This window comes from Mycobacterium shigaense, assembly GCF_002356315.1.
Classification (GTDB): domain Bacteria; phylum Actinomycetota; class Actinomycetes; order Mycobacteriales; family Mycobacteriaceae; genus Mycobacterium; species Mycobacterium shigaense.
Genome location: NZ_AP018164.1, coordinates 4,185,543 through 4,209,955, shown reverse-complemented (window position 1 = coordinate 4,209,955; position 24,413 = coordinate 4,185,543). Strand labels below are relative to the sequence as shown.

Here is a 24,413-nt window from a genome sequence, read left to right as displayed (position 1 = left end):
TACCGAAGCGAGACCGCGGCACGGCGGGGCCGACTTTATTTAACCTGTGTATACGGGTTACAGTTACTGCATGGCACAGAAACCTGTCGCTAACGCGCTGACCCTGGAACTCGAGCCCGTCGTCGAGGCGGAAATGCACCGCCATATCGAGACCGACGACATCTGGTTCGCACACGACTACGTGCCGTTCGACCGGGGCGAAAACTACGCCTTCCTCGGCGGACGCGACTGGGACCCGTCCAGCATGACGCTGCCGCGGGCCCACACCGACGCCTGCGAGATCCTGCTGCTGCTCAAGGACGACCTGGCCGCCCACCACCGCGAGCTCGTCGAGCACTTCATCCTCGAGGACTGGTGGGGCCGCTGGCTCGGCCGGTGGACCGCCGAGGAACACCTGCACGCCATCGCGCTGCGCGAATACCTGGTGGTGACCCGCGAGGTCGACCCGACCGCGAACGAAGAGGCCCGCATCCAGTACCTGATGCAGGGCTACCGCGCCGACCACTACAGCCAGGTCGAGACGCTGGTGTACATGGCGTTCACCGAACGCACCCACGCCGTGTACTGCCAGAACCTGGCCGCCAAGCTCGAGGAGCCCATCTTGGCCGGCCTCGTCGACCGGATCGCCCGCGACGAGGTGCGCCATGAGCTGGTGTTCTCCAACCTCGTCGCGCACTGCCTGCGGTACACCCGCGACGAGACGATCGCCGCGATCGCCGCCCGGGCGGCCGAACTCAAGGTTGTCGGCGCCGACATCCAGGCTTATCAGGACAAGGTGCAAAACGTCGCCGACTCCGGCATTTTCGGTGAGGCGGAGCTGCGCCAGGCGATCTCGGACCGCATCGTCGCCTGGGAAGTGGCAGACGAACCGCAACTGAAGCAGTTCGTCGTCGGCTGACCCGGGCCCTTTTCCGGGTGCCGGTGCAACGCACGACCGGCGCGCCTGCGCGGCAGCGCAGCGTCGACGAGAGTAGCGTCGTTCTCGATGGCTAGCGTCATGTTTTGCAGCCAGGGCGGCACCTCCCGTCATCGCAGGGGAAGGACCGGCCCCGGTCCTCGTGTCGCAGTTCCCGCCGACATGCACGCGCGGGTCCGCGCGGGCCTACCCCGCACGAGGAGCGCTTCGTGACCGAAATCCGGACCTATGTGATCGACACCTCCGTGCTGCTGTCCGACCCCTGGGCGTGCAGCCGGTTTGCCGAGCACGAGGTAGTGGTCCCGCTGGTGGTGATCAGCGAGCTGGAGGCCAAACGCCATCATCACGAGCTGGGCTGGTTTGCCCGCCAGGCGTTGCGTCTATTCGACGACCTGCGGCTGGAACACGGACGACTTGATCAGCCCATTCCTGTTGGGGCGCAAGGCGGTACGCTGCACGTTGAGCTCAACCACACCGACCCGACGGTGTTGCCGGCCGGTTTCCGCACCGACAGCAACGACTCGCGGATCCTGAGCTGCGCGGCCAACCTCGCCGCCGAAGGCAAGCGGGTGACGTTGGTCAGCAAGGACATCCCGCTGCGCGTGAAGGCCGCCGCGGTCGGGTTGGCCGCCGACGAGTACCACGCCCAGGACGTCGTGGCGTCCGGCTGGTCGGGGATGCAGGAGATCGAGGTCGCCGCCGACGAAATCGACATGTTGTTCGCCGAGGGCGAGATCGACCTCACCGACGCCCGGGACCTGCCCTGCCACACCGGTATTCGGCTGCTGGGGGGCAGCTCGCATGCGCTGGGCCGGGTCAACGCCGACAAGCGCGTCCAGCTGGTGCGCGGCGACCGCGAGGTGTTCGGGCTGCGCGGGCGGTCCGCTGAACAGCGCGTCGCGCTGGACCTGCTGCTGGACGAGTCGGTGGGCATCGTGTCGCTGGGCGGCAAGGCCGGCACCGGCAAATCGGCGCTGGCGTTGTGCGCGGGTCTCGAGGCAGTGCTGGAACGGCGCACCCAGCGCAAGGTGGTGGTGTTCCGCCCGCTGTACGCCGTCGGCGGTCAGGAACTGGGCTACCTGCCCGGCAGCGAGAGCGAGAAGATGGGCCCCTGGGCGCAGGCCGTCTTCGACACCCTCGAGGGGCTGGCCAGCCCGGCGGTGCTGGAAGAAGTGCTGTCGCGCGGCATGCTGGAAGTCTTGCCGCTGACCCACATCAGGGGTCGCTCGCTGCACGACTCGTTCGTGATCGTCGACGAGGCGCAGTCCCTGGAACGCAACGTGCTGCTGACGGTGTTGTCGCGGCTGGGCACCGGTTCGCGGGTGGTGCTCACCCACGACATCGCCCAGCGCGACAACCTGCGCGTCGGGCGCCATGACGGCGTCGCGGCGGTCATCGAGAAGCTAAAGGGCCACCCGCTGTTCGCGCACATCACCCTGCTGCGCAGCGAGCGCTCCCCGATCGCGGCCCTGGTCACCGAGATGCTCGAGGAGATCGCCGGGCCGCGCTGAGGGTGCTTGCCGGGCGCACCGCAACAGTCACCGGCGCACCGCGACGCCGAGGCCGCACACCCGACGGCGGTAGGCTTTCTACGTGCCGAAACGACCCGACAGCCAGGCCTGGCGCTACTGGCGGACCGTGTTCGGTGTCGTCGCCGCCGGGGCGGTGCTGGTCATCGGCGGCCTCACCGGGCACGTGACGCGGGCCGACAACGCCAGCTGCGCGGTGGTCAAGTGTGTGGCGCTGACCTTCGACGACGGGCCGGGCCCGTTCGACGACAGGCTGCTGCAGATCCTGAAGAACGACGACGCCAAGGCCACCTTCTTTCTGATCGGCAACAAAGTGGCGGCCAACCCAGCCGGAGCCGAGCGCATCGCCGACGCCGGCATGGAGATCGGCAGCCACACGTGGGAACACCCCAACATGGCGACGATCCCGCCGGAGGACATCGCCGGGCAGTTCGGCAAGGCCAACGACGCGATCAGCGCGGCGACCGGGCGGGCCCCAACGCTCTACCGGCCCGCCGGCGGGCTGTCCACTCCCGAGGTGCGCCAGACCGCCGCGCGCTACGGGCTGGCCGAAATACTCTGGGATGTAATCCCTTTCGACTGGGCCAACGATTCGAACACCGCCGCGACGCGATACATGTTGATGACCTACATCAAGCCGGGCTCGGTGGTGCTGTTCCACAACACCTACTCGAGCACCGTCGATCTGGTCTACCAATTCATCCCAGTGCTCAAGGCCAACGGCTACCGGCTGGTGACGGTCAGCGAACTGCTGGGGCCCCGGGCGCCGGGCAGCAGTTACGGCAGCCGGGACAACGGGCCGCCGGCCAACGACCTGCACGACATCCCGGCCGCGGAGATCCCGACGCTGCCCAATACGCCCTCGCCCAAGCCGATGCCCAACTTCCCGATCACCGACATCCCGGGCCAGAACTCCGGTGGCCCGAACAACGGCGCCTGAATGGCGGCCGCGCCAAGCCGTGGTAGGGGCGGCGGGCGGCGAAAGTCGGCGCGCAGGCTCGCGATCGAATACGCGATCGCGCTCGCCCTGTCCTACCTGATCGCCGTCGTCGATGCGGCCGCCATCCTGGTCCCGCTGCGCGCCCGCACTTCCGATCCGGCGAGCGTCGACTTCGCGCAGCAGAACACGGCACGGTTTCTGGTGCTCGTCACGCTGGCCGTCCTCGGCGTTGCGGTCGCCGGCGCGTTGAGCCTGCGTTCCACGGCGCGCTGGTATGCCGCCGGCCAGGAGCCGACCACCGCACAGCGCGAAGCCGCGCTGAAGCTCGCCGGCCGCCAAACCGCGATCCTGTTGGCGGCCTGGGGTTTGTCCGCGGCGATCCTGATGTTGCTCAACAGTCACGACGGGGCGGCGTGGCTGCTGCCGATGACGCTCGGCGTGGCGCTGGGCGCGCCCGCGGCCGCCGGCACCGGGATGCTGCTGGCGCAGCGCACCCTGCGCCCCATCATGGGCGCCGCGACGCTGGGGCTCGAACCGCGACTGGCGGTTCCGAGTGTGTTCGCCCGCATGGTGATGCTGTGGTTCCTGAGCAGCGCACTGCCCATCGCGGTGATCGCGACGCTGGTCGTGCTGCGCTCGTACGGATGGCTGATCGAGAAGTCCGCGTCGCTGGACGTGCCGATCCTGGTGGTGTCGCTGGCGACCCTGCTGCTCGGGTTGCCCACGATGATTTTGACGTCGCGCTCCATCTCGGATCCGATCGGCGAGGTCGTCGCCGCGATGTCGGAGGTCGAGCACGGTCACATCGGCACCTACGTCAGTGCCTACGAGCGCTCTCAAATCGGCCGTCTGCAAACGGGATTCAACCGGATGGTGGCCGGGCTGGCCGAACGCGATCGACTGCGCGACCTGTTCGGCCGCCACGTCGGGACTCACGTGGCCCAGCGCGCGATCGAAGAAGGCGCGTCGCTGTCCGGCGATGTGGTCGAGGCGGCGGTGCTTTTCATCGACCTGGTCGGGTCCACACGGCTCGCGGAAAGCCGCCCGCCGCAAGAGGTTGCCGACGTGCTCAACGACTTCTTCCGCATCGTCGTCGAGGCCGTCGACGAACACGACGGGCTGATCAACAAATTCGCGGGCGACGCCGCGCTGGCCGTGTTCGGGGCGCCGGTGCGAACGAGCGAGCCGGCCTCGGCGGCCCTGGCCACGGCGCGCACCCTGAGCATCCAGCTGCGCCGGCTGCCGGTGGTCGACTTCGGCATCGGCGTCTCGGCCGGCCGTGTCTTCGCCGGCAACATCGGCGCCGAAAACCGGTATGAGTATACGGTTATCGGCGACGCGGTCAACGAGGCCGCGCGGCTGGCCGACCTGGCCAAGACGTCAGACCGGCGAATTCTGTGCTCGGCGGCGGCCATCGAGGGAGCCGGCGAGGCCGAGCGAGGGCATTGGACGGAGTGCTATTCCACCGTGCTGCGTGGGCGTTCGGAGGCCACCCACATCTCGGCGCCCACGGGTCCGGGCTGACCGAAAAGCCCTGTCATTTGCTGACTTTCAGCGCCCCGATCACCTTCGTGATGACGGCCGCCGAAGCCGTGTCGCCGATCGGGGTTGCGGCCCAGAAGATGGTGACCGGCTTGGTGTCGACCGCGATGACGGTGACAGAGTCGCCCTTCGACTTGATACTGGGGTCGGCGATGGTGATGTCCGCGTCAGCCCGGGCGGCCTTGGTCCCGTCGATGGTGATCGACGACGTCCGGATCTGGCCGAGCGTCGGCGAGGCCGAGGAGTAGGCCGGACCGTTGGCGATGCACTGCAGCAACTTCGACGCCTGCGTGCTGACGTCCATGCTGGGCACGAAATTGGTCACGGCGACCTCGGCCGCCATCTCCCAGTTGGTGGTGTTGGGCACGAGTTGGCTGATACCCACGGCATCGATCAGGTTCGGGTTCTGGTTGTCCGCCCCCGGCGTCCAGCCAGGCGCCGCGCTGGCGGGGAACGACAGCTTGCCGGCCGCGATGGTGTCGCCCGTCGGCGGCGCACCGGCGGACACGTTCGGGGTGCAATCGGTGGCCGTTTGCGCGGAGTTGTTCGGCTGTGACACCGCCGAGCTGGTCGTCGGCGACGGCGCTGCGCTCGGTGACTTGGTGTCGTTGCGGCCCAGCACCACCATCAGGGTAGCCACCAGCGCGACGACGCCCAGCAGGATCAGGCCGCCGACTATCAGCCAGGGCAGCTTCGAACTCGAGCCACCCGGGGGAGGCCCGGGCGGGTAGGGCCCGGGGGGAAACTGCTGTCCGCCCTGGGGATACTGCGGTGGGGGATAGCCGCCGGTCGGGTACGGCCCGCCCGGCGGCGGGTACGGGTAGGGGCCGGTGGGCGGTGCGTAAGGGTTGCCCTGCGGCTGGCCCCCCTGCGGCGGGGAACCCCATTGTGGTTGCTGCCCATACGGATTCACTCCGTAGGGACCCTGATCTTGCGGACCGCCGGGGGGTGCCGTCATGACGGCTTCACCTCTTCCTTCACCCGGGCCATCGCCAGCACGTCGAGCCTGCGGTCCAGCTCCTCGATCGACAACTTGTCGCCGATCAGGCCGCGGTCGATGACGGTCTGGCGGATCGTCTTCTTCTCCTTGAGCGCCTGCTTGGCCACCGCGGCGGCCTCTTCGTAGCCGATGGCCGAGTTCAACGGCGTCACGATCGACGGCGAGGACTCGGCGAGTTCGCGCAGGTGCTCCTCATTCGCCTTCAGCCCGACGATGCAGCGCTCGGCGAACAGCTTCGACACGTTGGTCAGCAGCTTGAACGACTCCAGGACGTTGCGGGCCATCACCGGGATGTAGACGTTGAGCTCGAACGCGCCGGACAGGCCGCCGACGGTGACGGCGGCGTCGTTGCCGATCACCTGCGCCGCCACTTGCGTAACCGCCTCGGGCAGAACGGGGTTCACCTTGCCTGGCATGATCGAGCTGCCCGGCTGCAGGTCCGGCAGCGCGATCTCGGCCAGGCCGGTCAGTGGCCCGGAGCCCATCCAGCGGATGTCGTTGGCGATCTTGGTCAGCGAGACCGCGATGGTGCGCAGCGCGCCGGAGGCCTCCACCAGGCCGTCACGCGCGGCCTGCGCCTCGAACGAGTTCGCCGCAGGCCGCAGCTCGCTCAGCCCGGTCCAGTTGACCAGCGTCTCAACGACTTTGGCGCCGAATCCCTCGGGCGCGTTGAGCCCGGTGCCCACCGCGGTGCCGCCGATCGCCAGCTCACCCAGCCGCGGCAGGGTGGCGCGCACCCGCTCGATGCCGGCCTCGATCTGGCGGGCGTAGCCGCTGAACTCCTGGCCGAGCGTCACCGGAACGGCGTCCATCAGGTGCGTGCGGCCCGATTTGACGACGGTGTGCCACTCGATCGCCTTGGCCGCCAGCGCCTCGTGCAGCACCTCGAGCGCCGGGATGAGATGCCGCGCCGCGGCCTCGGTGGCCGCGATGTGGGTGGCGGTCGGGAAGGTGTCGTTGGATGACTGCGACATGTTGACGTCGTCGTTGGGATGCACCGTAACCCCGTTGGCCGCAGCGATACTGGCGATCACCTCGTTGGTGTTCATGTTGGAGCTGGTGCCGGAACCGGTTTGGAACACGTCGATGGGGAACTGGTCGTCGTGCTTGCCGTCGGCGATCTCGGCGGCCGCGGCGATGATCGCGTCGGCCTTCTCCGGTGCCAGCAGGCCGAGATCCTTGTTCACCTGCGCGCAGGCGCCCTTCAACAAGCCCAACGCGCGAATCTGAGTGCGCTCCAGTCCGCGTCCCGAGATCGGGAAGTTCTCCACTGCGCGCTGGGTTTGCGCCCGCCACAACGCTTTCGCGGGTACCCGGACCTCGCCCATGGTGTCGTGCTCGATGCGGTATTCGGCGTCTTGTGCGGCCACGGCCATGAATTAGTCCTCTTCGTCGGGGTGTGCTTAGCTTTTGGGAGGCGGGGTTTAGGGCAGGGGATAGGCGGCGGAACTGTCGCCGGTGAAGTCGATGGCGGAGTACTCGTTGAGTTTCGACAGCCGATGGTAGGCCTCGATCATGCGCACGGTGCCCGACTTCGAACGCATCACGATCGACTGCGTGGTGCAGCCGCCCGGGTAGTACCGGACGCCCTTGAGCAGGTCGCCGTCGGTGACACCGGTGGCGCAGAAGAACACGTTCTCACCGGACACCAGGTCTTCGGTGGTCAGGATCTGGTCCAGGTCGTAGCCGGCGTCCAGGGCCTTGCGGCGTTCGGGTTCGTCGCGGGGCGCCAGCTGTGCCTGGATCGCCCCGCCCATGCAGCGGATCGCCGCGGCGGCGATGATGCCCTCCGGGGTGCCGCCGATACCGGCCAGCATGTCGGTGCCCGAATGCGGCCGGCAGGCCGAGATGGCGCCCGCGACGTCACCGTCGGTGATCAACCGGATGCGCGCCCCGGTGGCGCGCACGTCCTCGATCAGCTGCGCGTGCCGCGGCCGGTCGAGGATGCACACCGTCATGTCGCGCACCGACAACTCCTTGACCCGCGCGACCGCCCGGACGTTGTCGGCGATCGGCGCCGTGATGTCCAGCACGTGGGCGGCCTCGGGGCCGACGGCGATCTTGTTCATGTAGAACACCGCCGACGGGTCGAACATGGCGCCGCGATCGGCCACGGCCAGCACCGAGATGGCGTTGGGCATGCCCTTGCTCATCAGCGTGGTGCCGTCGACGGGGTCGACCGCGAAGTCGCACTCCGGGCCGTCGCCGTTGCCGACCTCCTCGCCGTTGAACAGCATCGGCGCCTCGTCCTTTTCGCCCTCGCCGATCACGACCACGCCGCGCATCGAGACGGAACTCACCAGCTCCCGGATCGCGTCGACCGCGGCGCCGTCACCGCCCTCCTTGTCGCCGCGGCCGACCCAGCGACCTGCGGCCATGGCGCCGGCCTCGGTGACCCGCACCAATTCCAAGGCGAGGTTGCGGTCGGGTGCTTCTCGACGCGGACGCACCGCGGCCGGCGAACCGGCTCCCAACGAGCCCTGGCCTTCAGCTGTCATGGTTGCTGATTGTCCCAGAGTCAGATCGGTGCGCTGGAGCTGGGCTGCGGCTGCGGATCGCGGGCTGGGATACTTAGGGGGTGACCGAGGAGCCGCAGCCGAACGCCGATGCAGCCGGCGAGCCGACTCCCGTCGCCAGACCCGCCAAATCCCGGCTGTTGCAGGACGGCCGCGACATGTTCTGGTCGCTGGTGCCGTTGCTGATCGGCTGCGTCGTGCTGGCCGGCCTGGTCGGGATGTGCTCGTTTGAGCCCGGCGGCTCGACCCACGGCACCATCCCGTCCTATGACGCCCCCGCCGCGCTGCAGGCGGACGCCCAGGTGCTGGGCTTTCCGATCCGGCTGCCCGAATTGCCCGGCGGCTGGCAGGCCAACTCCGGCGGCCGCGGCAGCATCCAGAACGGGCGGACGGCCGACGGCCAGCGGGTCACCGCGACCACCTCGAATGTGGGATACATCAGCCCGACCGGGATGTACCTGAGCCTGACTCAGAGCAACGCCGACGAGGACAAGCTGGTCGGATCGATTCACCCGTCGGCGTATCCCACGGGGACGGTGGACGTCGCGGGCATCGCCTGGGTGGTGTACCGCGGTGCCGGCCAAAGCGGCGCCGATACCGAACCGGTGTGGACCGCGCGGCTCTCTGCGGCATCCGGCGCCACCCAGATCGCGATCACCGGCGCCGGAAACACTGAGCAGTTTCGTACGCTGGCGCTGGCGACCCAGTCGCAGCGCCCGCTAGCATCCCGGTAGCCGACCACCGAAAGCGGGGACTCGCGTGACTGCACCCGAAGCAGACCTGTCCGGCTGGGCCGTGGCCCCGTTCGCCGGCGGCGGATACACCCACGACGTCTACCGCAAGGGCACCGGCCCGGGAGTGCTGCTGATTCCCGAGATACCGGGCATTCACCCCGGCGTGCTGGGCCTGGGTAATCACCTGGTGGACAACGGCTTCACCGTCGCCATACCCTCGCTGTTTGGCGAGCCGGGCCGGGCCAAGACGACCAGCTCCATCGCGGCCAGCCTGACACGGGCATGTGTGGCAAGGGAATTCGCGGCCTTCGCGACCAACAAACAACGGCCGGTGTCGCTGTTCCTGCGCGCGCTGGCCCGCGACCTCAACGCGTCCACACCCGGCAAGGGCGTCGGCGTGATCGGACAGTGCTTCACCGGCGGCTTCGCGCTGGCCGCCGCCGTGGACGACAGCGTGCTGGCCCCGGTGCTTTCCCAGCCGTCGGTGCCGCTGCCGCTGGGGCGCGCCCGCCGGCGCGACCCGGGCCTGAGCGAGGCGGAGCTGGCCACCGTTGCCGATCGCGCGACCGGTCAAGGCTTGTGCGCCATGGGTTTACGGTTCAGCGAGGATCCGGTGGTGCCGGCCGAACGGTTCGCGGTGCTCAAGGAGCGGCTGGGCGACGCGTTCGAGGTGATCGAGATCGACTCGAGCCCGGGCAACGCGCACGGCTTCACCAAGGCGGCACATTCGGTGCTGACCACCGAGGTTCGCGAGGTGGACGGCCACCCCGCCTACGAAGCCCGCAAGCGGGTCGTCGAATTCCTCACCGCGCGACTGACTTAACGCACCGCCGGCTCGAGCTGTCGCTTCATCTGCGCGAACATGTCCAAGTAGTAGGGCAGGCACTCGTCGAGGGCCTGCTTGGTGGTGAACAGGGGCCGATAGCCCAAGTCTCGCGTCGCCTTGGCTATCGAGAAGTAGTTGTCCAGATACAGTCGTTCGACGGCGAGCGGTTCGAGCAGCGGCGCCGGTATCCCGAACCGGAAGTGCAATCGCTGCCAGGCCGTCATGGCCGCGTGAACCAAGGGCCCGTTGACCCGCACCCGCGGCCAGTTCACGCCGCAGGCCTCGACGACCGGCCGGGCGAATTCGAACATGTTGATCGGATCGTCATCGTTGATGAAATACGCCTGACCGGGTGCGGTGCCGCCGGGCACCAGATGCTGCGCGGCCAGGATGAAACCGTGAATCAGGTTGTGCACATAGGAGTTGTCCAGCCGGGCGGACTTGCGGCCGACCAGCACCTTGACATGCCCGGCGATCACGCTCTCGAACAGCTTGCGAAACATCGTCTGGTCGCCGCGGCCCCAGATACCGCTGGGACGGATCGCGCACGTCAGCATGCCGCCAACACCGTTCTCGGACAACACGAATCGTTCGGCGACGACCTTGGTCTCGGTATAGAGATCGTTGAACCGAGTGGTGTAGGGCAGCGTCTCGTTGCCGCCCGCAATGTTCTGCCCGCCCATCACCACGCTGTTGGACGAGGTGTAGACGAATCGCTGCACGCCCGCGGCCTGCCCGGCGCGAACGAGGTTTTCGGTGCCGCCGACGTTGATCGCGAAGCTGCGCTGGCGGTATTCGTCGGTCACCGATGCGCCACCCATCAGCTCGATGATCGCCGCGGTGTGGAAGACCGTGTCGATGCCGTCCGCCGCCGTGGCACAGACCGCCGCGTCGGTGATGTCGCCCTGCAACACCTCCAGCTGCGGATGCGGCGGCACCGGGGAGGGGGCACGGTCGAAGGCACGCACCCGATGTCCGCGGTCGAGCAACGTGGTCACCAGGTTGGCGCCGACAAACCCCGAACCCCCGGTGACCAGGACGCGACCCAATTCGGTCGTCAGAGATGAATCACCCATGGCTGGAAGCATAACTGAAACGTGTTCCAATTCGATAAAACGTCTGCTGTCGTACGGGGCGGGACAACGTCATTCAGCCGCCCTCGGACTGCCCGGCCGCCAGTGCGTCCTCGACTCGCTGGCGGGCGCCGGCCAAGTGCTCCTCGCACCGTTTCGCCAGCTCTTCGCCTCTTTCCCACAGCTTTAGCGAGGCATCGAGATCCAGGCCGCCCTGCTCGAGCTGCCGCACGACATCGATCAGCTCGTCGCGGCAGGCCTCGTACCCCAATTGACTAATGGGCGTCACCTGTCGGGCCGCGCCGTCCTCGTCGTCAGTGACCATCGGTCAGTCCTTCGCTCACCGCGGCGACGGCGCCGTCGGAAACCCGCACCCGCAGCCGGGCGCCGGCGGGTGCCTCGTGCACCGAGCGCAGCACCCGCAGCGATTCGGCGGTGCCGTCGCCCGCGGCGACCGCCTGCACGACAGCGTAGCCGCGGGCCAAGGTGGCGGCCGGGCCCAGGGTGGCCAGCCGGGCGCCCAGATGGCCCACCCGCTCGGTCTCGGCCGCGATCAGCCGGGTGATGTCGCGGCGGGCCGCCGAGCGCGCCCGGTGGATCTCGTCGGCCCGGGCGCTCAGGGCGCTCAGAGGTTCGGCGAGCACCGGGCGGCTGCGCAGTTGGGTGAGGGCTCGTTGCTCGCGGGAGACCCAGTTGCGCAGCGCCTGGGCGCTGCGCCGGCGCAGGTCGGCAACCATCCGCTGCTCGGCGGCGGTGTCCGGCACCATCTTCTTGGCGGCGTCGGTGGGGGTGGCCGCGCGCAGGTCGGCCACCAGGTCGCACAGCGGGTTGTCGGGCTCGTGGCCGACGGCGCTGATCACCGGGGTGCGGCAGGCCGCGATGGCCCGGCACAGCGTCTCGTCGGAAAACGGCAGCAGATCCTCGACGCTGCCGCCCCCTCGGGCCACCACGATCACGTCGACGTGCGGGTGGCGGTCGAGTTCGCGCAGCGCCTCGACGATCTGCACGACCGCGTTGGGTCCCTGCACGACGGTGTTGCGCACGGCGAACCGCACCGCGGGCCAGCGCGCGGCGGCGACCGTCGTCACGTCGCGCTCGGCTGCGCTGGCGCGACCGGTGATCAGGCCGATCATGTTGGGCAGGAACGGGATTGGTCGCTTCAACCGAGGGTCGAAGAGTCCTTCGGCGTCCAGCAGGCGGCGCAGCCGCTCGATGCGCGCCAGCAGCTCGCCCATGCCGACGGCACGAATCTCGGACAGGCGCAACGAGAACGTGCCGCGGCCGGTGTAGAACGACGGCTTGCCGCAGACGACGACCTGGGTACCCTCGGTCAACTTCACCGGGGCGCTCAGCACCAAGTCACGCGGACAGGTCACGGTCAGCGACATGTCGGCGGCCGGGTCACGCAGCACCATGAACACGGTCTTGGAGTCGGGCCGCAGGTTGATCTGGGCCAGCTGCCCCTCCACCCACACGGTGCCCAGTTTGTCGATCCAGCCGGCGACCCGGATCGCCACTGCGCGAACCGGATAGGGGTTCTCGGCCGAGTTCGCCTCCGAGTTCGCCGGTCGGGTCACTTCGCGGTCGCGCGGGTGATCCTGTTGGCCAGCAGCGTCTCGAACGGAGCGCGGGCCCTGGTGGCCTGCTCGTAGGCGAGCAGGGCCTCGAGCTCGTCGACACCCAGCGATTGCAGGCGGGCCCGCAGCTGCGCCAGCGTCAGCGTCGGATAGTCGAGCTCGGCCGCCACCGGGGGCTCGGGCACCGACTCCTTGGCTTGCCGTGGCGGCTTGGCCGGCGCGCCGGCGTCCTGTGCGGCGTCGGCCACGGAGTACAGGGCGAACCGCCCCTCGGCCCGGCGATCGCCGCCGGCGCCGTCGGGCAGCTCCGCGGGGATGGCGGCGGCCCCGTCGATCGCGTCGTCCAGGTCCTCGTCGAACGTCGCCCATTCCGGCTTCTCGTCCCTGGGCGGGAAGATGGACTCCAAGGTGCTGTCGCCCTTGATCACCAGCTCCGCCAGATTCTGCTGAAACCGCATCACGATGTGGGCCGCCTGACTGGCTAACGTCATCGGGTACATCAGGATCGTCTTCGGCAGCCTGATCGTCTCCTCGACGGCGACCGCAGCCGCCCCGACCAGTAGCCGAACTCCATACGGTGCCGTAGCCATGGGTCCAAGATTGCCTTAAGCCGCGGCTAACGCCAAGCCCACCGGCGCGAGCTGGCGGGCCCGTGTCGGTGGAAAGTACGCTGGACGTCATGCCGCCGACAGTCGACATGGGGATTCCCGGCGCGTCCAGCTCGGTAGCCAACGATCCGATCGGTAAGCGGGTGTTGCTGGCGGAGCCGCGCGGTTACTGCGCGGGGGTGGACCGTGCCGTCGAGACGGTGGAGCGCGCCCTGCAGAAGCACGGCGCCCCCGTCTACGTGCGGCACGAAATCGTGCACAACCGGCACGTGGTCGGCACGCTGGAAAAGGCGGGCGCGGTGTTCGTCGAGGAGACCGACGAGGTCCCCGAGGGTGCCATCGTGGTGTTCTCCGCGCACGGCGTGGCGCCGACGGTGCACGCCGCGGCCGCCGCGCGCAACCTGCACACCATCGATGCCACCTGCCCGCTGGTCACCAAGGTGCACAACGAGGCCCGGCGTTTCGCCCGCAACGATTACGACATCCTGTTGATCGGCCACGAGGGTCACGAGGAGGTCATCGGCACGGCGGGGGAGGCACCCGACCATGTGCAGCTGGTCGACGGCGTCGCGTCGGTGGACGACGTGACCGTCCGGGACGAGAACAAGGTGGTCTGGCTGTCGCAGACCACGCTGTCGGTCGACGAGACCATGGAGATCGTCGAGCGGCTGCGGCAGCGGTTCCCCAAGCTGCAGGACCCGCCCAGCGACGACATCTGCTACGCCACGCAGAACCGGCAGGTCGCGGTCAAGGCAATGGCCCCCGAGTGCCAGCTGGTCATCGTCGTGGGGTCGCGCAATTCGTCGAACTCGGTGCGGCTGGTCGAGGTGGCGTTGGGCGGCGGAGCGCAGGCGGCGTACCTGGTCGACTGGGCCGACGACATCGACCCGGCATGGTTGGCGGGCGTCACGACGATCGGTGTGACGTCGGGGGCGTCCGTGCCCGAGGTGCTGGTGCGCGGGGTGCTGGAGCGGCTCGCCGAACACGGCTACGGCGTGGTGCAGCCGGTCACGACGGCGCAGGAGACGCTGGTATTCGCGCTGCCCCGCGAGATCCGATCGCTGTTGGAATCCAGCTAGACGTCGTATTCCCTGGAATCCGCCCGCGACGGGCTCTGCGAGCGGCCGTGTGCCCGCGGCCGGCTGGGGCGTTCCGTGCGCTCCTCGTCCGGGCCCGAACCGCGGTACCGAACCTGCGAGATCGGGTGGTGCGTCGGGCCCGAGCCGTTGGTCCCGTTCGGTGTGGGCCGACGGCGGCGCGGCTCCGAAGGCGCGTCGTAGGGGTCGTATCCCTCGTACGGGGCGAACCGCCTCGCCCCTCCGGACTCGTACCTGTTGTAGCCGTCGAAGCGGCCGCTGCGCGGCGCGGAGCGCTCGTAAGGTTCGCGGTAGCCGCGCTCGCGGCCCTGGCGTGGCGACTGGCCGCGCGGGTCCGAATCATCCTGCGGCCTTGGCCGCCGGCGCGACCGGCGCGGGTCGTCGGCGGGATCGAAATCGCGGGGTGGCGCCGGGCGCCGGCGGCGCCGGGGCTCGGCCGCGGGGTCCTGGTCGTCGTCCAGCGACGGGCGGGTGTGCCGGGAGCCGGCGCGGGCGGAGCGGGTGCCGGCCCGCCCGTTGCCTGTCCCCCGGCCGGTGGCGGGAGCCCGTCGCTGCGAGGTGCGCGTCGAACGGTCCCGCTTCGCGTCGGCCGAAGCCTCGCCGTCGTCGTCTGCGCCCTCGTGCGACGGCGCGGCGACGCCGAGCAGGGAGTTCAATTTTTCGCCGACGCCGCTGAGGAAGAAGGACTTCGCGCCCGCCGGGTGGGCGGTCGCGTCGGCCGTGCCTTCGGCGGCGCCCGGGCGGTAGGACTTCCCGAAGTACCACCTCACCAGGCCGATCAGCAGGATGCCGCCGGCGGTGCCAAGCATCAGCGGGAAACGTTCGATCAGCGGGTAGCCGCAGTTGATCAGTAGGTCTTTCAGGCCGCCGAGCTGGCCGCCGTGGAACAGCCAGTAGGCGCCCGGGACCGCGCAGAACAGGATCAGCGGCGGCTGGATGATCGCGGTGAACAGCCCCTCCTGGCGCACGGCCAGCACCGCCACCACGCAGCCGGCTATATAGAACCCGGCGAAGACGCTGGTCAGCTGCTTGTGGCCGGATCCCGCGTCGATGCCGTACCCGATGGCGGTGGTGGTGACGGCGATGAGCAGAGCCGTCCACCACGGCACACCCGCGATGTTCGGGTAGATCGAGCGATGGGCAGCTTCTACTGCCGAGCTTCCCCGCTGTGCTGACACATGTAGACCGTACCGGGAATGCGGCCAAACGCTCGTAAATAGCTTGTCAAGACACCGTGCGTGCCACGGCCGTGGCGGCCGAACGCCCCGCGAGTCCTAGACTTGGTTCCCCGTGAGCCTGAGCCTCGGAATCGTCGGCCTGCCCAACGTCGGCAAGTCCACGCTGTTCAACGCCCTGACCCGGAACAACGTGGTGGCGGCCAACTACCCGTTCGCGACCATCGAGCCCAACGAGGGCGTCGTCGCGCTGCCCGACCCGCGGCTGGACAAGCTCGCGGAGATGTTCGGTTCCGAGAAGATCGTGCCGGCGCCGGTGACCTTCGTCGATATCGCCGGAATCGTGAAGGGCGCCTCGGAGGGTGCCGGGCTCGGCAACAAGTTCCTGGCCAACATCCGCGAGTGCGATGCGATCTGCCAGGTGGTGCGGGTGTTCGCCGACGACGACGTCGTGCACGTCGACGGCAAGGTCGACCCGGGCTCCGATATCGAGGTAATCGAAACCGAGCTGATCCTCGCCGACCTGCAGACCCTGGAGAAGGCCGTCCCGCGGCTGGAGAAGGAAGCCCGCAACAACAAGGACCGCAAGCCCGTGCACGAGGCGGCGGTCGCCGCCGAGGCCGTGCTGAACTCCGGCAAGACATTGTTCGCGGCCGGCGTCGACACGTCACCGCTGCGCGAGCTGAACCTGATGACCACCAAACCGTTTCTCTACGTGTTCAATTCCGACGAGTCCGTGCTGACCGACGACGCCCGCAAGGCCGAGCTGCGCGCGATGGTCGCCCCCGCCGACGCGGTGTTCCTCGACGCGAAGATCGAGGCAGAGTTGCAAGAGCTCGACGACGAGTCGGCGGCCGAGCTGCTGGAATCGATCGGGCAGACCGAGCGCGGCCTGGATGCGTTGGCGCGGGCCGGTTTTCACACTCTCAAGCTGCAGACCTACCTCACGGCCGGCCCAAAAGAGGTGCGCGCGTGGGTGATTCACCAGGGCGACACCGCGCCCAAGGCCGCCGGCGTCATCCACACCGATTTCGAGAAGGGCTTCATCAAAGCCGAAATCGTGTCCTTCGACGACTTGATCGCGGCGGGGTCGATGGCGGCGGCCAAGGCGGCCGGCAAGGTCCGGATGGAGGGCAAGGACTACATCATGGCCGACGGCGACGTGGTCGAATTCCGGTTCAACGTCTAGTCCTGTGCGGTGAAGACGTCGATCGGCTGTCCGATCGTCAGCATCACCAGCGGGATCTGGCGGCTGGTCGATCGCTGATAGGTGATGTACGGCGGGTACAGGTGCGCCATGTACGCCCAAACCTGATGGCGCTCTTCGCCTTCCGGCTCGCGCCAGGTCGCCTCGAACGCCTGGGTCGCGATCTGCACGCCGATCTTCTCGCTCGCGCGGATGTTCAAATACCACCCCGGATGCGTGTCGGCCCCGCCCTTCGACCCGACGATCACGATCTCGCCACCGAAGTTGCCGTAGATCAACGGCCTGACGAATACCTTGCCCGACTTTCGGCCCACGCATCTGATCAGACAGTGCGTTGTCATCTCACGGCCCCCGACCGCGCTCACATCCAGGATGTGGCCCCGGGTGCCACCGGAACTCAGGTAGGTGTCGAGGTGCTCGCTGATCCAGTCAACTCGCGACGCTCGGATCGCTGCGGCATCGGTGTCGGCCATGGATGACTCCTGAACTCTAGTGAGGCGACGGCTGTTCCATGTAACCATGCGCCCTGCAACCGCCTTGCCTGTCGGTGGGGATCCCTAACATCCGTGAACGAAGGCGCTGCGAGCAGGCAGCGCGACCCTGCCGTGAACGGAGACCTCGTGAAATTTGTTTCGACCCGCATCATCACAGCGGATGTCAGCCGGTTGGTCGCGTTCTACGAGATGGTCACCGAGACCGCGGCTGCTTGGGGAAACGAACTATTCGCCGAAATCCCGACACCGGTCGGCGTGCTGGCCATCGGTAGCGAGATGACCGTCCCGCTGTTCGGGCCAGGATCTGCGGAACCGGCGGCCAACCGAAGCGTGATCATCGAGTTCATCGTCGACGATGTGGACGCCGAATACGAGCGGCTGCGGGGCAGCGTCGGCGACGTGGTGACCCCACCGACGACGATGCCGTGGGGCAATCGTGCTCTGCTGTTTCGGGACCCGGACGGGAATCTGGTCAATTTGTTCACGCCGGTCACTGAGGAGGCTCGGGCGAAGTTCGGGGCCGTCGTATGAGCCGACGTATGAGCCGACCTATGAGCCGACGTCTAACAGGCCGCGTTCACGCCGTTTCCACCGGCTGTCGCGACGGTGCCGTGCTGGGCCCGCCGGGGGCCGGGGTGGGGACGGGAGGCGCGGTGAGGGAGCCGTACTGCGGGCAGTAGGCCTGGATCGCGGCGCCGGTGAAGTAGGCGGCGTTCAGCGGAGGCCAGTTGGTGGCGCTGGTGACCTTGGCGACCAGATCCGCGTTGCTGGTCTTGGGGTTGGCGGTGAGGCTGGCGCAGACGACGGTCTTCGCCACTTGGATCGCCCGGTCTGGTGCGCCGTAATCCATGCCGGATGTGCTGAGGTTGGTGATGAACGCGTCGTCGGTGGCATCTGCGTGCGCGGGCGCGGCCAACCCGACGGAAAGGACCGTCAGCGCAAGGGCTCTCGCCAGCATCACATTCCTCCTAGGTTATTCCGGCGGCGCGCGGTGCCATCCGGAAAGTCGCGACGACGCCGTTATGGCAGTTTAACTGGCATTTGGGCCCGCGCCACGCGGCCGGCGCTCGACGGCCACGGAAGCTGCTCTGCACCCGGCGGGCGGCAGTAATTCCGCTCGACCCCGGCGTTACGCTTACCGCCGTGGTCATCCAGGACCGTTCCGAACAGCCGGGTTCGGAGTCGGATGCGCGCGACCAGAACCTCGCGCGGCGGGAGGCTGAGCTCTCCAGGCGCGAGCGAGTGGCCGACGAACGCGACGTCGTCGCCGACGAGCGGGACCGCGTCGCGGACGAACGCGAGCAGTTGGCCGACGAGCGAGAACAGCGTGCCGACCAACGCGAGGGCGCGACCGCGCAGCGGGAGCGCGAGCGGCAGCAACGCGTTGGCGAGCGCGCGGAGCGCGAGCGGGCCGGCGGCCGGCGCGACGAGGCCGAGATCCGGCGCGCGGTGGCCGAAACCCGACGACGCCTCGGCGAGATTCCCCCGGACGAAGCGGAGACGACCTAGTCCGGTCCGACGTCTAGCGGCGACGTCCCGGCGTCGACCATGCTGAAGAGATGGCGACTGCGAAGCGAACGACGCCGTGGGTGCGGCGCTGCATTGGCGTGCTGGTCGGTGCCGGGCTGGCGATACCGGCCCTCGGACCGGCCGGTCCCGCCGCGGCGGCACCGGCCCCCGCGCCCCGCAACCATTGGTGCCCCGGCCAGCAGTGGGACCCGGCCTGGGGCACCGACTACCACTGGAACTGGAACCAGTGCCACGACTGGCAGGGTCCCGCGCCTGCCGGCTGGGGGCCGTGGGGCCCCCCGCCGCCGTGGGCTCCCCCCCAGCCGCCGCCCCCGGCATGGGCGCCGCAGGCGCACCTGATGTGGAACCCTACGTCGCAGACGTGGGGCTTCTTCAACAACGGGATATGGACCCCGATCTGAGCTACTTTGCGTCGGCGTCCATGTCGGGGCAGAACGACAACACGGCGCTGGCCGCGATCACGTTCGCCTGAGCGCCGGAATAGCCCATGTTCTGGATCCGGCTGACGGCCTCCTCCTGAGGCACCAGGTTGTTGCGCAGCTCGTGGCACAGCGTCGTGCCGATCTCGACCATGTGGGTGGGGTCGTTGTAGCTGATTCCGTGCTGATTGAGGCTGTTCAGATAGGCTGCTCTGCTGTCCGGAGCGGCGCCGGCAACCGCCGGGGCCGAGCACAGCAGTGCGGACAGGGCCAGTAGCGTCGTCAGCGCCAGTTTTCGCAGCTCGCGAGTGCAGGTAGTCATGTGGGTAGTGCTGCCCGTCGTGGGAAAGCGGCAGCCCACGGAAGACTGAACTTTGAATGAACTGGCCGAACGAGGACGGAGTTCAGCCGTGACCAGCACGCCGAAGCCCTTCGAAGCGCACGAGTCGGGTGCGCTCTTGCACGGCACCAAGGCCGACCTCTCGGCGGGTGACTTCCTGGTACCCGGACGCCCGTCGAACTACGGCGGAGGACGGCGCGCCAACCACGTGTATGTCACGTTCACCCTGGATGCGGCGGTGTGGGGAGCCGAGCTCGCCGTTGGTGAGGGCCGCGGCCGCATCTACATTGTGGAAGCCGACGGCGTCCTCGAGGACGACCCGAACGTGACCGACAAGAAGTTTCCCGGTAACCCGACCCGGTCCTACCGCACCCGGGAGCCGGTGAAGGTGGTCGGGGAGCTCACGGACTGGGCCGGGCATCCACCCGAGCAGCTGCAGACCAAGCGCGACAGGTTGGCCGATCTCGAGCGCCGGGGACTCGCCGTCATCGACGGCTAGTTGTGATGTCCAGGGAGGTTGGTCAGTCTGGTGACTGGTGGCTTGCCTGCGATGGCGGAGTGGGCTCGATGGAAATTGTAGAAGTGCAGCCAGCCCGCTAAAGCGGTGTCGCGTTCTTTAGTGGACTGGTAGTGACGGGCGTAGGCCCAACCGTCGGCCATGGTGCGATGGAATCTCTCGATCTTTCCGTTGGTTTGCGGCCGGTACGGGCGGGTCCGCTTCGGAGTGACGCGCAACTCGGCACAGGCGTCACGCCACGCGAAGGATCGGTAGGCCGATCCGTTGTCTGAGAGCACTCGTTCGACGACGACCCCGCACTCGGCGAACCACGCGACTGCGCGCTGCAGCACGGCGACGGCCGTCGCGGCCTTCTCATCGGTACAGATCTCGGCGTAAGCCATCCGAGAGTGATCGTCGATCACGGTGTGTACGAACGCGATTCCGATCTTCGGGCGGTAATTCGTCGAGATGCCACCGCGTTCCCCGGTGCGGTGGCCGGTGGCGATGGCGTTGCGTTTGCTTTGTTCTCGACTCAGGAATCTGTGACCGCCACCGTCGGGGATGTTGGCGAACTTGGTGACGTCGACGTGGATCAACGCGCCGGGATGGGGATGTTCGTAGCGGCGCAGCGGTTCGCCGGTGACGCGGTCGATGTGGGATAGCCGGTTGATGCGGCACCGGGTCAGTACCGCGTGCACAGTGGAGGCCGGCACCCCCAAGCGCCCGCCGATCTGCACCGGCCCGAGCCGCTTGCGCCATCGCAGATCCACGATCCGGCGCATCAGCGCCGGTGCGGTCCTGGTGGGGCTGACGTGCGGACGTGAGCTGCGGTCGGCCATCCCGGCGGGCCCCTCGGCGCGGAACCGATCGGCCCACTTCTTGGCGGTTCGCGGGGCGACCATGAACATCTTCGCCGCCGCCGCGTAGGTCCAACCGGACTCGACGACGAGTCTGGCGAGCCTCAATCGAGCGCGCGGGGTCAGTGCAGCGTTAGCGTGGGACACGAAGGCCTCCTGGTTGATGAAGCGGTTCCTAGACAGCTCCACTTCACAACCGGAGGCCTTCCCTGTCACACAGACTCACCGATAACGGGAGAAACAACCTCCCTGGACATCACAACTAGTGCGTCCGCCCCGACAGCTAGTTAAAGGTGACGTTGCCGAACGAGTCGACGGCCACATACGCGCGCCGTTCCGGCGAGGTCGCGGCCACGATCAGCCAGATGATGCCGAACAGCCCGCAGGTGACGACCGTGAGCAGCGCGCACACCACATGCGCCGCCGCGGACACGCCGCCGCCGAGGAAGAGGACAGCCTGGGTGGCTGAGCGTGACTCGACACGGGCCCATGGGTAGTGGTTGGAGATCGCTTCCTCGAGAATTTCGGACCGCTGTTCCGCCGAGAGCGTGGCCGCATAGTGCTCGGTCCACTCCGAACCGTCGAAGTACCGTTGCGCGCGGGCCCCCGACGGATCGCGGTACCAGCCCGCCGGAGGTAGTGCCGCGGTCATCCAACCCCCTCAGTGCGCGTATTTCTCAACTTTCTCGACAGCACCATCTTGGCGCATCGCGGCTGCGCGGACGACGAGTGTCGGGCGGGGGAGGACACCACCTCACCGTAAGCGACCGAATGCCGTCCGCGGTCGACGTTTGCGCAGCCGGTTTCGCGGCCTGGGGCCGCCCCGGCCGGGGCCGCCCGCCCGCCGCCGGCCCGGGCGGACCATTGGTGACAATAAAGATGTATTTATGTAATAAGTTTGCTGTAAATGCGGCACATGCCATTCTTTATTTGATGCGTGATGCACGCCACAAATTTTGGCTCGTTAACCGTGTTGTTGCTAGCGTCGCTGGCCATGATTGCTCTTGCTGCGTTGATGTCCCTCGTTAACCAGGTCTCGGGGACGCCGTATATTGTGGGTGGGGATTCCCCCGCGGGGACCGACTGCTCCGGCCTGGCTTCGTGGATTGCGAATGCCGCGACCGATCGACCGGTCTTCGGAAGCAGATTCAACACGGGCAACGAGGAAGCCGCGCTTTTGGCACGGGGCTTTCAGTACGGGACCGCTCCCAACGCCTTGGTGATCGGCTGGAACGGCGGCCACACGGCAGTGACCCTGCCGGACGGCACGCCGGTGTCCAGTGGCGAGCGCGGCGGCGTACATATCGGCGGTGCTGGCGCCTACCAGGCCGGATTCACCCACCACATGTTCCTGCCGATGCCCCCGGAGGGTGACGGCGGCCTGCTACCGCCGCCGCCCGACGCACCTCCGCCGCTCGCGCCGCCTCCGCCGCCGGACGCACCCCCGCCGCCGCCCGAGGCCCCTGCAATCCTGGTCGGCGCTCCGGCCCCCGCCCCCCCGCCTCCGCCGGCGCCCGAGCTGCCGCCGCCGGGCGACCCCGGAATTCCGAATTGATAAAGAATCGAATTGCGCGAGCTCTGGCTAATGCCGCCGATCGCTGTACAACATTGGCGCTGATCGCATTGCGTGCTTGGGAAAAGTGAAGTAGTCGTGCCGCAGCCACGTTTGTGGTCTGCATCACTCTCGTGCAGGCGGTAAGTTATCCGCATAGCGAAAAGCTCCGATTGGCGCGCCATCGACTTTTCGATCGGAAGTTTGCTGAGTCGAAGGAAGGCGAAGATTGGGCGAGTCGCCACGCTATCCTGGCGCTGCTCGCCCGAACGCGCCGTCCGGCCGGCGAGCGCACTGGCAGCCGTGACCAGGGGGCGAGGACGCAATGATCTTCATCGTCGTCAAGTTCGAAACGAAGCCCGACTGGTCCGACCGCTGGCCGGACCTGGTCGCCGCGTTTACCGCGGCCACCCGCGCCGAGGAGGGCAACCTGTGGTTCGAGTGGTCGCGCAGCCTCGACAACCCGGCCGAGTACGTCCTGGTCGAGGCGTTCCGCGACGACGCCGCGGGCGGCGTTCACGTCCACAGCGAGCACTTCCGGCGCGCGATGAGGGAGTTGCCGCAGGCGCTGAAATCCACGCCCAAGATCATCAATCAGACCATCGATGCCGACGGATGGTCGGAGATGGGCGAAATGGCGGTCGGCTAACCGGCCGCGACCTCGATCTCGCCGCCCAGCCGATAACCCGGCGCCAGCGGCAACATGTCGCCGCTCCAGAACGACCCGGGATCGAAATAGTTCGAATCCTTGTCCGTGACAAGCAAACCCATCTGCTCGTAGGTGATCGCCACTGTTTCAGCGCAATACGCGGTCGCCAGGCTCATCTTGCGCTGCTCCCGGCGTCGCTGCGTTTGCTCACGAAACTTCTTGTCCACCAACGGGATTCCCCGCACCCAATCGTTGATCGTCGGGAGCCGGCCGCGAAACCACCGGCCCGTCAGCCGCATGGTGGTCGGAAAAGCGGTGCCGTCCATGCGCGCGATCACTCGCAATAGCTCGTTCTCCTGCTCGCGGGTGGCATCGGGCGTCAGCTGGCGCAACCAGCACCGCTGCGCATAGCGCTGGGTCCACTGCGTAACCGCCGCTCGTAGGTCGTTGAGCTGCACACCGCGGTGGTTGGTGCCGGTCCAGATATCGGTGAGCTTGTCGCCCAGCTCGGCGTGCCAGATCAGCGGCGGCAGGTCATCGATGGCCACCGTCATGCCAACGTGATTCACCGGGGCATTGGTCAGCGTCTGGATTGCCCGGTCGGGTCCCGACCTGCCGCGGAACAGCCAAAGGTCGCCGGTGCGCGTCTCGTGCAACGCCTGGTCGAGGGTCAGCATGTTCCGAAAGCCTAGGGACGCGTCAGGACCGCACGCGCGACGTTGCGCGTATTGGTGGCGGCCGGGTAGCCGACGTAGCCGGTCATGTGGTATATCACCTCTTCGACTTCCTCGATGGTCAGCCCGTTGCGCAACGCGATCGGGAAGTGGAACTTCAGCTCCTCGGAGGCGCGCAGCGCGATCAGCGCGCCAAGGGTCACCAGGCTGCGCGACCGGCGATCCAGTCCGGGCCGCGCCCACAACGCGCCGAAGACGTGATCGATGCCGAGGTCCATGAGTTCGCCGGCTATGCCGTCGTCGTGCACACCGGTGGCGTCGTCGGGAATCATTCCGGGCAGCATCTGCCTGAACACGTCGAGGCCCTGGGCGCGGGTGTCGGTCATCGGTGTGCCGCCTTTCATCGCTGTTCATCCATGGCTGTGCAGAGGAGGGGTTTTCGGCAGATCTGGTAGTCGATATAGGCGTTCGCGTGGCCGAACGGCGGGCCCGGCCCCGCGCCCCGCAACGTGGCTCCAATACCGTTGGGCCGCAAGTAGATACCGTCCGCGTCAAGGTCGATGGCCACCACCCACGCCGCCGCGGAGTTGCGCCGTACTGCTCCGCCGACGACGCACACCTTGACGCGCGAATTGTCCATTGGGCCCAAGGCTAGCCTG

The 24,413-nt window shown here is 68.0% G+C and carries 30 protein-coding genes; 14 read left to right on the top strand and 16 right to left on the bottom strand.

Annotated elements, in window-relative coordinates:
- The first annotated feature begins 70 nt into the window (after window positions 1–70).
- The 4 genes from MSG_RS19570 (at window position 71) to MSG_RS19555 (ending at window position 4,909) form a co-directional block, all read left to right on the top strand.
- The gene (locus tag MSG_RS19570) at window positions 71–898 is read left to right on the top strand and encodes an acyl-ACP desaturase (RefSeq protein WP_096442186.1); all 828 of its coding nucleotides are present in this window, start codon (window positions 71–73) and stop codon (window positions 896–898) included.
- Between the two features lie 227 nt (window positions 899–1,125).
- Window positions 1,126–2,427 (top strand): PhoH family protein, encoded by a 1,302-nt coding sequence (locus tag MSG_RS19565; protein ID WP_096442184.1) that lies wholly within the window; start codon window positions 1,126–1,128, stop codon window positions 2,425–2,427.
- Between the two features lie 82 nt (window positions 2,428–2,509).
- A complete protein-coding gene (locus MSG_RS19560; protein WP_096442182.1) occupies window positions 2,510–3,385 on the top strand; it encodes a polysaccharide deacetylase family protein in 876 nt (291 codons plus the stop codon).
- Window positions 3,386–4,909, top strand: a complete 1,524-nt coding sequence (locus tag MSG_RS19555) for an adenylate/guanylate cyclase domain-containing protein (RefSeq protein WP_096442180.1) — start codon at window positions 3,386–3,388, stop codon at window positions 4,907–4,909.
- Window positions 4,910–4,922: 13 nt separating this feature from the next.
- On the opposite strand, the gene MSG_RS19550 is transcribed toward MSG_RS19555, so the two are convergent.
- The 3 genes from MSG_RS19550 to glpX are packed head-to-tail and all read right to left on the bottom strand — an operon-like array spanning window position 4,923 to window position 8,425.
- Window positions 4,923–5,885, bottom strand: coding sequence for a hypothetical protein (locus MSG_RS19550; RefSeq protein WP_096442178.1), 963 nt, complete (start codon window positions 5,883–5,885; stop codon window positions 4,923–4,925).
- Entirely contained in the window at window positions 5,882–7,303 is a 1,422-nt protein-coding gene (locus tag MSG_RS19545) for a class II fumarate hydratase (RefSeq protein WP_096442176.1), read from the bottom strand. The genes MSG_RS19550 and MSG_RS19545 overlap by 4 nt, the downstream gene beginning before the upstream one ends.
- 48 nt (window positions 7,304–7,351) lie before the next feature.
- Window positions 7,352–8,425: a class II fructose-bisphosphatase gene (gene glpX / locus MSG_RS19540; protein WP_105886898.1), complete on the bottom strand. Its 1,074-nt coding sequence runs from the start codon at window positions 8,423–8,425 to the stop codon at window positions 7,352–7,354.
- Window positions 8,426–8,505: 80 nt separating this feature from the next.
- On the opposite strand from glpX, the gene MSG_RS19535 reads away from it, so the two are divergent.
- Together MSG_RS19535 and MSG_RS19530 are read left to right on the top strand one after the other, a co-directional pair.
- Window positions 8,506–9,177, top strand: coding sequence for a DUF4245 domain-containing protein (locus MSG_RS19535; RefSeq protein WP_096442174.1), 672 nt, complete (start codon window positions 8,506–8,508; stop codon window positions 9,175–9,177).
- 25 nt (window positions 9,178–9,202) lie between these two features.
- Window positions 9,203–10,000, top strand: coding sequence for a dienelactone hydrolase family protein (locus tag MSG_RS19530; protein ID WP_096442172.1), 798 nt, complete (start codon window positions 9,203–9,205; stop codon window positions 9,998–10,000).
- Here MSG_RS19530 and MSG_RS19525 read toward each other — a convergent pair.
- From MSG_RS19525 to MSG_RS19510, 4 genes are all read right to left on the bottom strand, one after another.
- Window positions 9,997–11,091, bottom strand: coding sequence for a 3-beta-hydroxysteroid dehydrogenase (locus tag MSG_RS19525; protein ID WP_096442170.1), 1,095 nt, complete (start codon window positions 11,089–11,091; stop codon window positions 9,997–9,999). The two genes, MSG_RS19530 and MSG_RS19525, sit on opposite strands and share 4 nt — an antisense overlap.
- 61 nt (window positions 11,092–11,152) lie before the next feature.
- Window positions 11,153–11,401: an exodeoxyribonuclease VII small subunit gene (locus MSG_RS19520; RefSeq protein WP_096442169.1), complete on the bottom strand. Its 249-nt coding sequence runs from the start codon at window positions 11,399–11,401 to the stop codon at window positions 11,153–11,155.
- Window positions 11,391–12,653: an exodeoxyribonuclease VII large subunit gene (gene xseA / locus MSG_RS19515; RefSeq protein WP_096442167.1), complete on the bottom strand. Its 1,263-nt coding sequence runs from the start codon at window positions 12,651–12,653 to the stop codon at window positions 11,391–11,393. The genes MSG_RS19520 and xseA overlap by 11 nt, the downstream gene beginning before the upstream one ends.
- Complete coding sequence (locus tag MSG_RS19510; RefSeq protein WP_096442165.1) at window positions 12,650–13,243, bottom strand: lipid droplet-associated protein; 594 nt, start codon at window positions 13,241–13,243, stop codon at window positions 12,650–12,652. The genes xseA and MSG_RS19510 overlap by 4 nt, the downstream gene beginning before the upstream one ends.
- Before the next feature lie 89 nt (window positions 13,244–13,332).
- On the opposite strand from MSG_RS19510, the gene MSG_RS19505 reads away from it, so the two are divergent.
- Window positions 13,333–14,340: a 4-hydroxy-3-methylbut-2-enyl diphosphate reductase gene (locus tag MSG_RS19505; RefSeq protein WP_096444682.1), complete on the top strand. Its 1,008-nt coding sequence runs from the start codon at window positions 13,333–13,335 to the stop codon at window positions 14,338–14,340.
- On the opposite strand, the gene MSG_RS19500 is transcribed toward MSG_RS19505, so the two are convergent.
- Window positions 14,337–15,536 carry a DUF6542 domain-containing protein gene (locus MSG_RS19500; protein ID WP_096442163.1) on the bottom strand — a complete coding sequence of 400 codons (1,200 nt, stop codon included), beginning with the start codon at window positions 15,534–15,536 and terminating at the stop codon, window positions 14,337–14,339. The two genes, MSG_RS19505 and MSG_RS19500, sit on opposite strands and share 4 nt — an antisense overlap.
- A 112-nt stretch (window positions 15,537–15,648) precedes the next feature.
- Here MSG_RS19500 and ychF point away from each other — a divergent pair, with 112 nt between their 5' ends.
- Window positions 15,649–16,722: a redox-regulated ATPase YchF gene (gene ychF / locus MSG_RS19495; RefSeq protein ID WP_096442161.1), complete on the top strand. Its 1,074-nt coding sequence runs from the start codon at window positions 15,649–15,651 to the stop codon at window positions 16,720–16,722.
- Here the strand turns inward: ychF and MSG_RS19490 are convergent.
- Window positions 16,719–17,213, bottom strand: coding sequence for a nitroreductase/quinone reductase family protein (locus tag MSG_RS19490; RefSeq protein ID WP_096442159.1), 495 nt, complete (start codon window positions 17,211–17,213; stop codon window positions 16,719–16,721). The two genes, ychF and MSG_RS19490, sit on opposite strands and share 4 nt — an antisense overlap.
- 147 nt (window positions 17,214–17,360) lie before the next feature.
- Between MSG_RS19490 and MSG_RS19485 the strand changes: the two genes are divergently transcribed.
- Window positions 17,361–17,765, top strand: coding sequence for a VOC family protein (locus MSG_RS19485; protein WP_096444681.1), 405 nt, complete (start codon window positions 17,361–17,363; stop codon window positions 17,763–17,765).
- Window positions 17,766–17,811: 46 nt separating this feature from the next.
- Here MSG_RS19485 and MSG_RS19480 read toward each other — a convergent pair whose 3' ends face one another.
- On the bottom strand, window positions 17,812–18,192 hold the full coding sequence (locus MSG_RS19480) for a DUF732 domain-containing protein (protein WP_096442157.1): 381 nt from the start codon (window positions 18,190–18,192) through the stop codon (window positions 17,812–17,814).
- 185 nt (window positions 18,193–18,377) lie between these two features.
- On the opposite strand from MSG_RS19480, the gene MSG_RS19475 reads away from it, so the two are divergent.
- Both MSG_RS19475 and MSG_RS19470 read left to right on the top strand, forming a co-directional pair.
- Entirely contained in the window at window positions 18,378–18,743 is a 366-nt protein-coding gene (locus tag MSG_RS19475; protein ID WP_096442155.1) for a hypothetical protein, read from the top strand.
- Window positions 18,744–18,793: 50 nt separating this feature from the next.
- Window positions 18,794–19,165, top strand: a complete 372-nt coding sequence (locus MSG_RS19470; RefSeq protein ID WP_232011086.1) for a hypothetical protein — start codon at window positions 18,794–18,796, stop codon at window positions 19,163–19,165.
- A gap of 1 nt (window position 19,166) precedes the next feature.
- Here the strand turns inward: MSG_RS19470 and MSG_RS19465 are convergent, their stop codons facing one another.
- A complete protein-coding gene (locus MSG_RS19465; protein WP_096442153.1) occupies window positions 19,167–19,505 on the bottom strand; it encodes a DUF732 domain-containing protein in 339 nt (112 codons plus the stop codon).
- 88 nt (window positions 19,506–19,593) lie between these two features.
- On the opposite strand from MSG_RS19465, the gene arr reads away from it, so the two are divergent.
- Window positions 19,594–20,022 carry an NAD(+)--rifampin ADP-ribosyltransferase gene (arr, locus tag MSG_RS19460; RefSeq protein ID WP_096442151.1) on the top strand — a complete coding sequence of 143 codons (429 nt, stop codon included), beginning with the start codon at window positions 19,594–19,596 and terminating at the stop codon, window positions 20,020–20,022.
- Here the strand turns inward: arr and MSG_RS19455 are convergent.
- Both MSG_RS19455 and MSG_RS19450 read right to left on the bottom strand, forming a co-directional pair.
- Window positions 20,019–21,026, bottom strand: coding sequence for an IS481 family transposase (locus MSG_RS19455; RefSeq protein ID WP_118915815.1), 1,008 nt, complete (start codon window positions 21,024–21,026; stop codon window positions 20,019–20,021). The two genes, arr and MSG_RS19455, sit on opposite strands and share 4 nt — an antisense overlap.
- 136 nt (window positions 21,027–21,162) lie before the next feature.
- Window positions 21,163–21,531, bottom strand: coding sequence for a DUF2510 domain-containing protein (locus MSG_RS19450; protein ID WP_096442149.1), 369 nt, complete (start codon window positions 21,529–21,531; stop codon window positions 21,163–21,165).
- Window positions 21,532–21,873: 342 nt separating this feature from the next.
- On the opposite strand from MSG_RS19450, the gene MSG_RS19445 reads away from it, so the two are divergent.
- Both MSG_RS19445 and MSG_RS19440 read left to right on the top strand, forming a co-directional pair.
- The gene (locus tag MSG_RS19445; protein WP_096444679.1) at window positions 21,874–22,434 is read left to right on the top strand and encodes a glycoside hydrolase; all 561 of its coding nucleotides are present in this window, start codon (window positions 21,874–21,876) and stop codon (window positions 22,432–22,434) included.
- A gap of 322 nt (window positions 22,435–22,756) precedes the next feature.
- Complete coding sequence (locus MSG_RS19440) at window positions 22,757–23,080, top strand: putative quinol monooxygenase (protein ID WP_096442147.1); 324 nt, start codon at window positions 22,757–22,759, stop codon at window positions 23,078–23,080.
- Here MSG_RS19440 and MSG_RS19435 read toward each other — a convergent pair.
- The 3 genes from MSG_RS19435 to MSG_RS19425 are packed head-to-tail and all read right to left on the bottom strand — an operon-like array spanning window position 23,077 to window position 24,394.
- Window positions 23,077–23,757: a guanylate cyclase gene (locus MSG_RS19435; RefSeq protein ID WP_096442145.1), complete on the bottom strand. Its 681-nt coding sequence runs from the start codon at window positions 23,755–23,757 to the stop codon at window positions 23,077–23,079. The genes MSG_RS19440 and MSG_RS19435 overlap by 4 nt on opposite strands.
- Before the next feature lie 11 nt (window positions 23,758–23,768).
- Entirely contained in the window at window positions 23,769–24,140 is a 372-nt protein-coding gene (locus tag MSG_RS19430; protein WP_096444678.1) for a carboxymuconolactone decarboxylase family protein, read from the bottom strand.
- Window positions 24,141–24,154: 14 nt separating this feature from the next.
- Complete coding sequence (locus MSG_RS19425; protein WP_096442143.1) at window positions 24,155–24,394, bottom strand: hypothetical protein; 240 nt, start codon at window positions 24,392–24,394, stop codon at window positions 24,155–24,157.
- Window positions 24,395–24,413 lie beyond the last annotated feature (19 nt).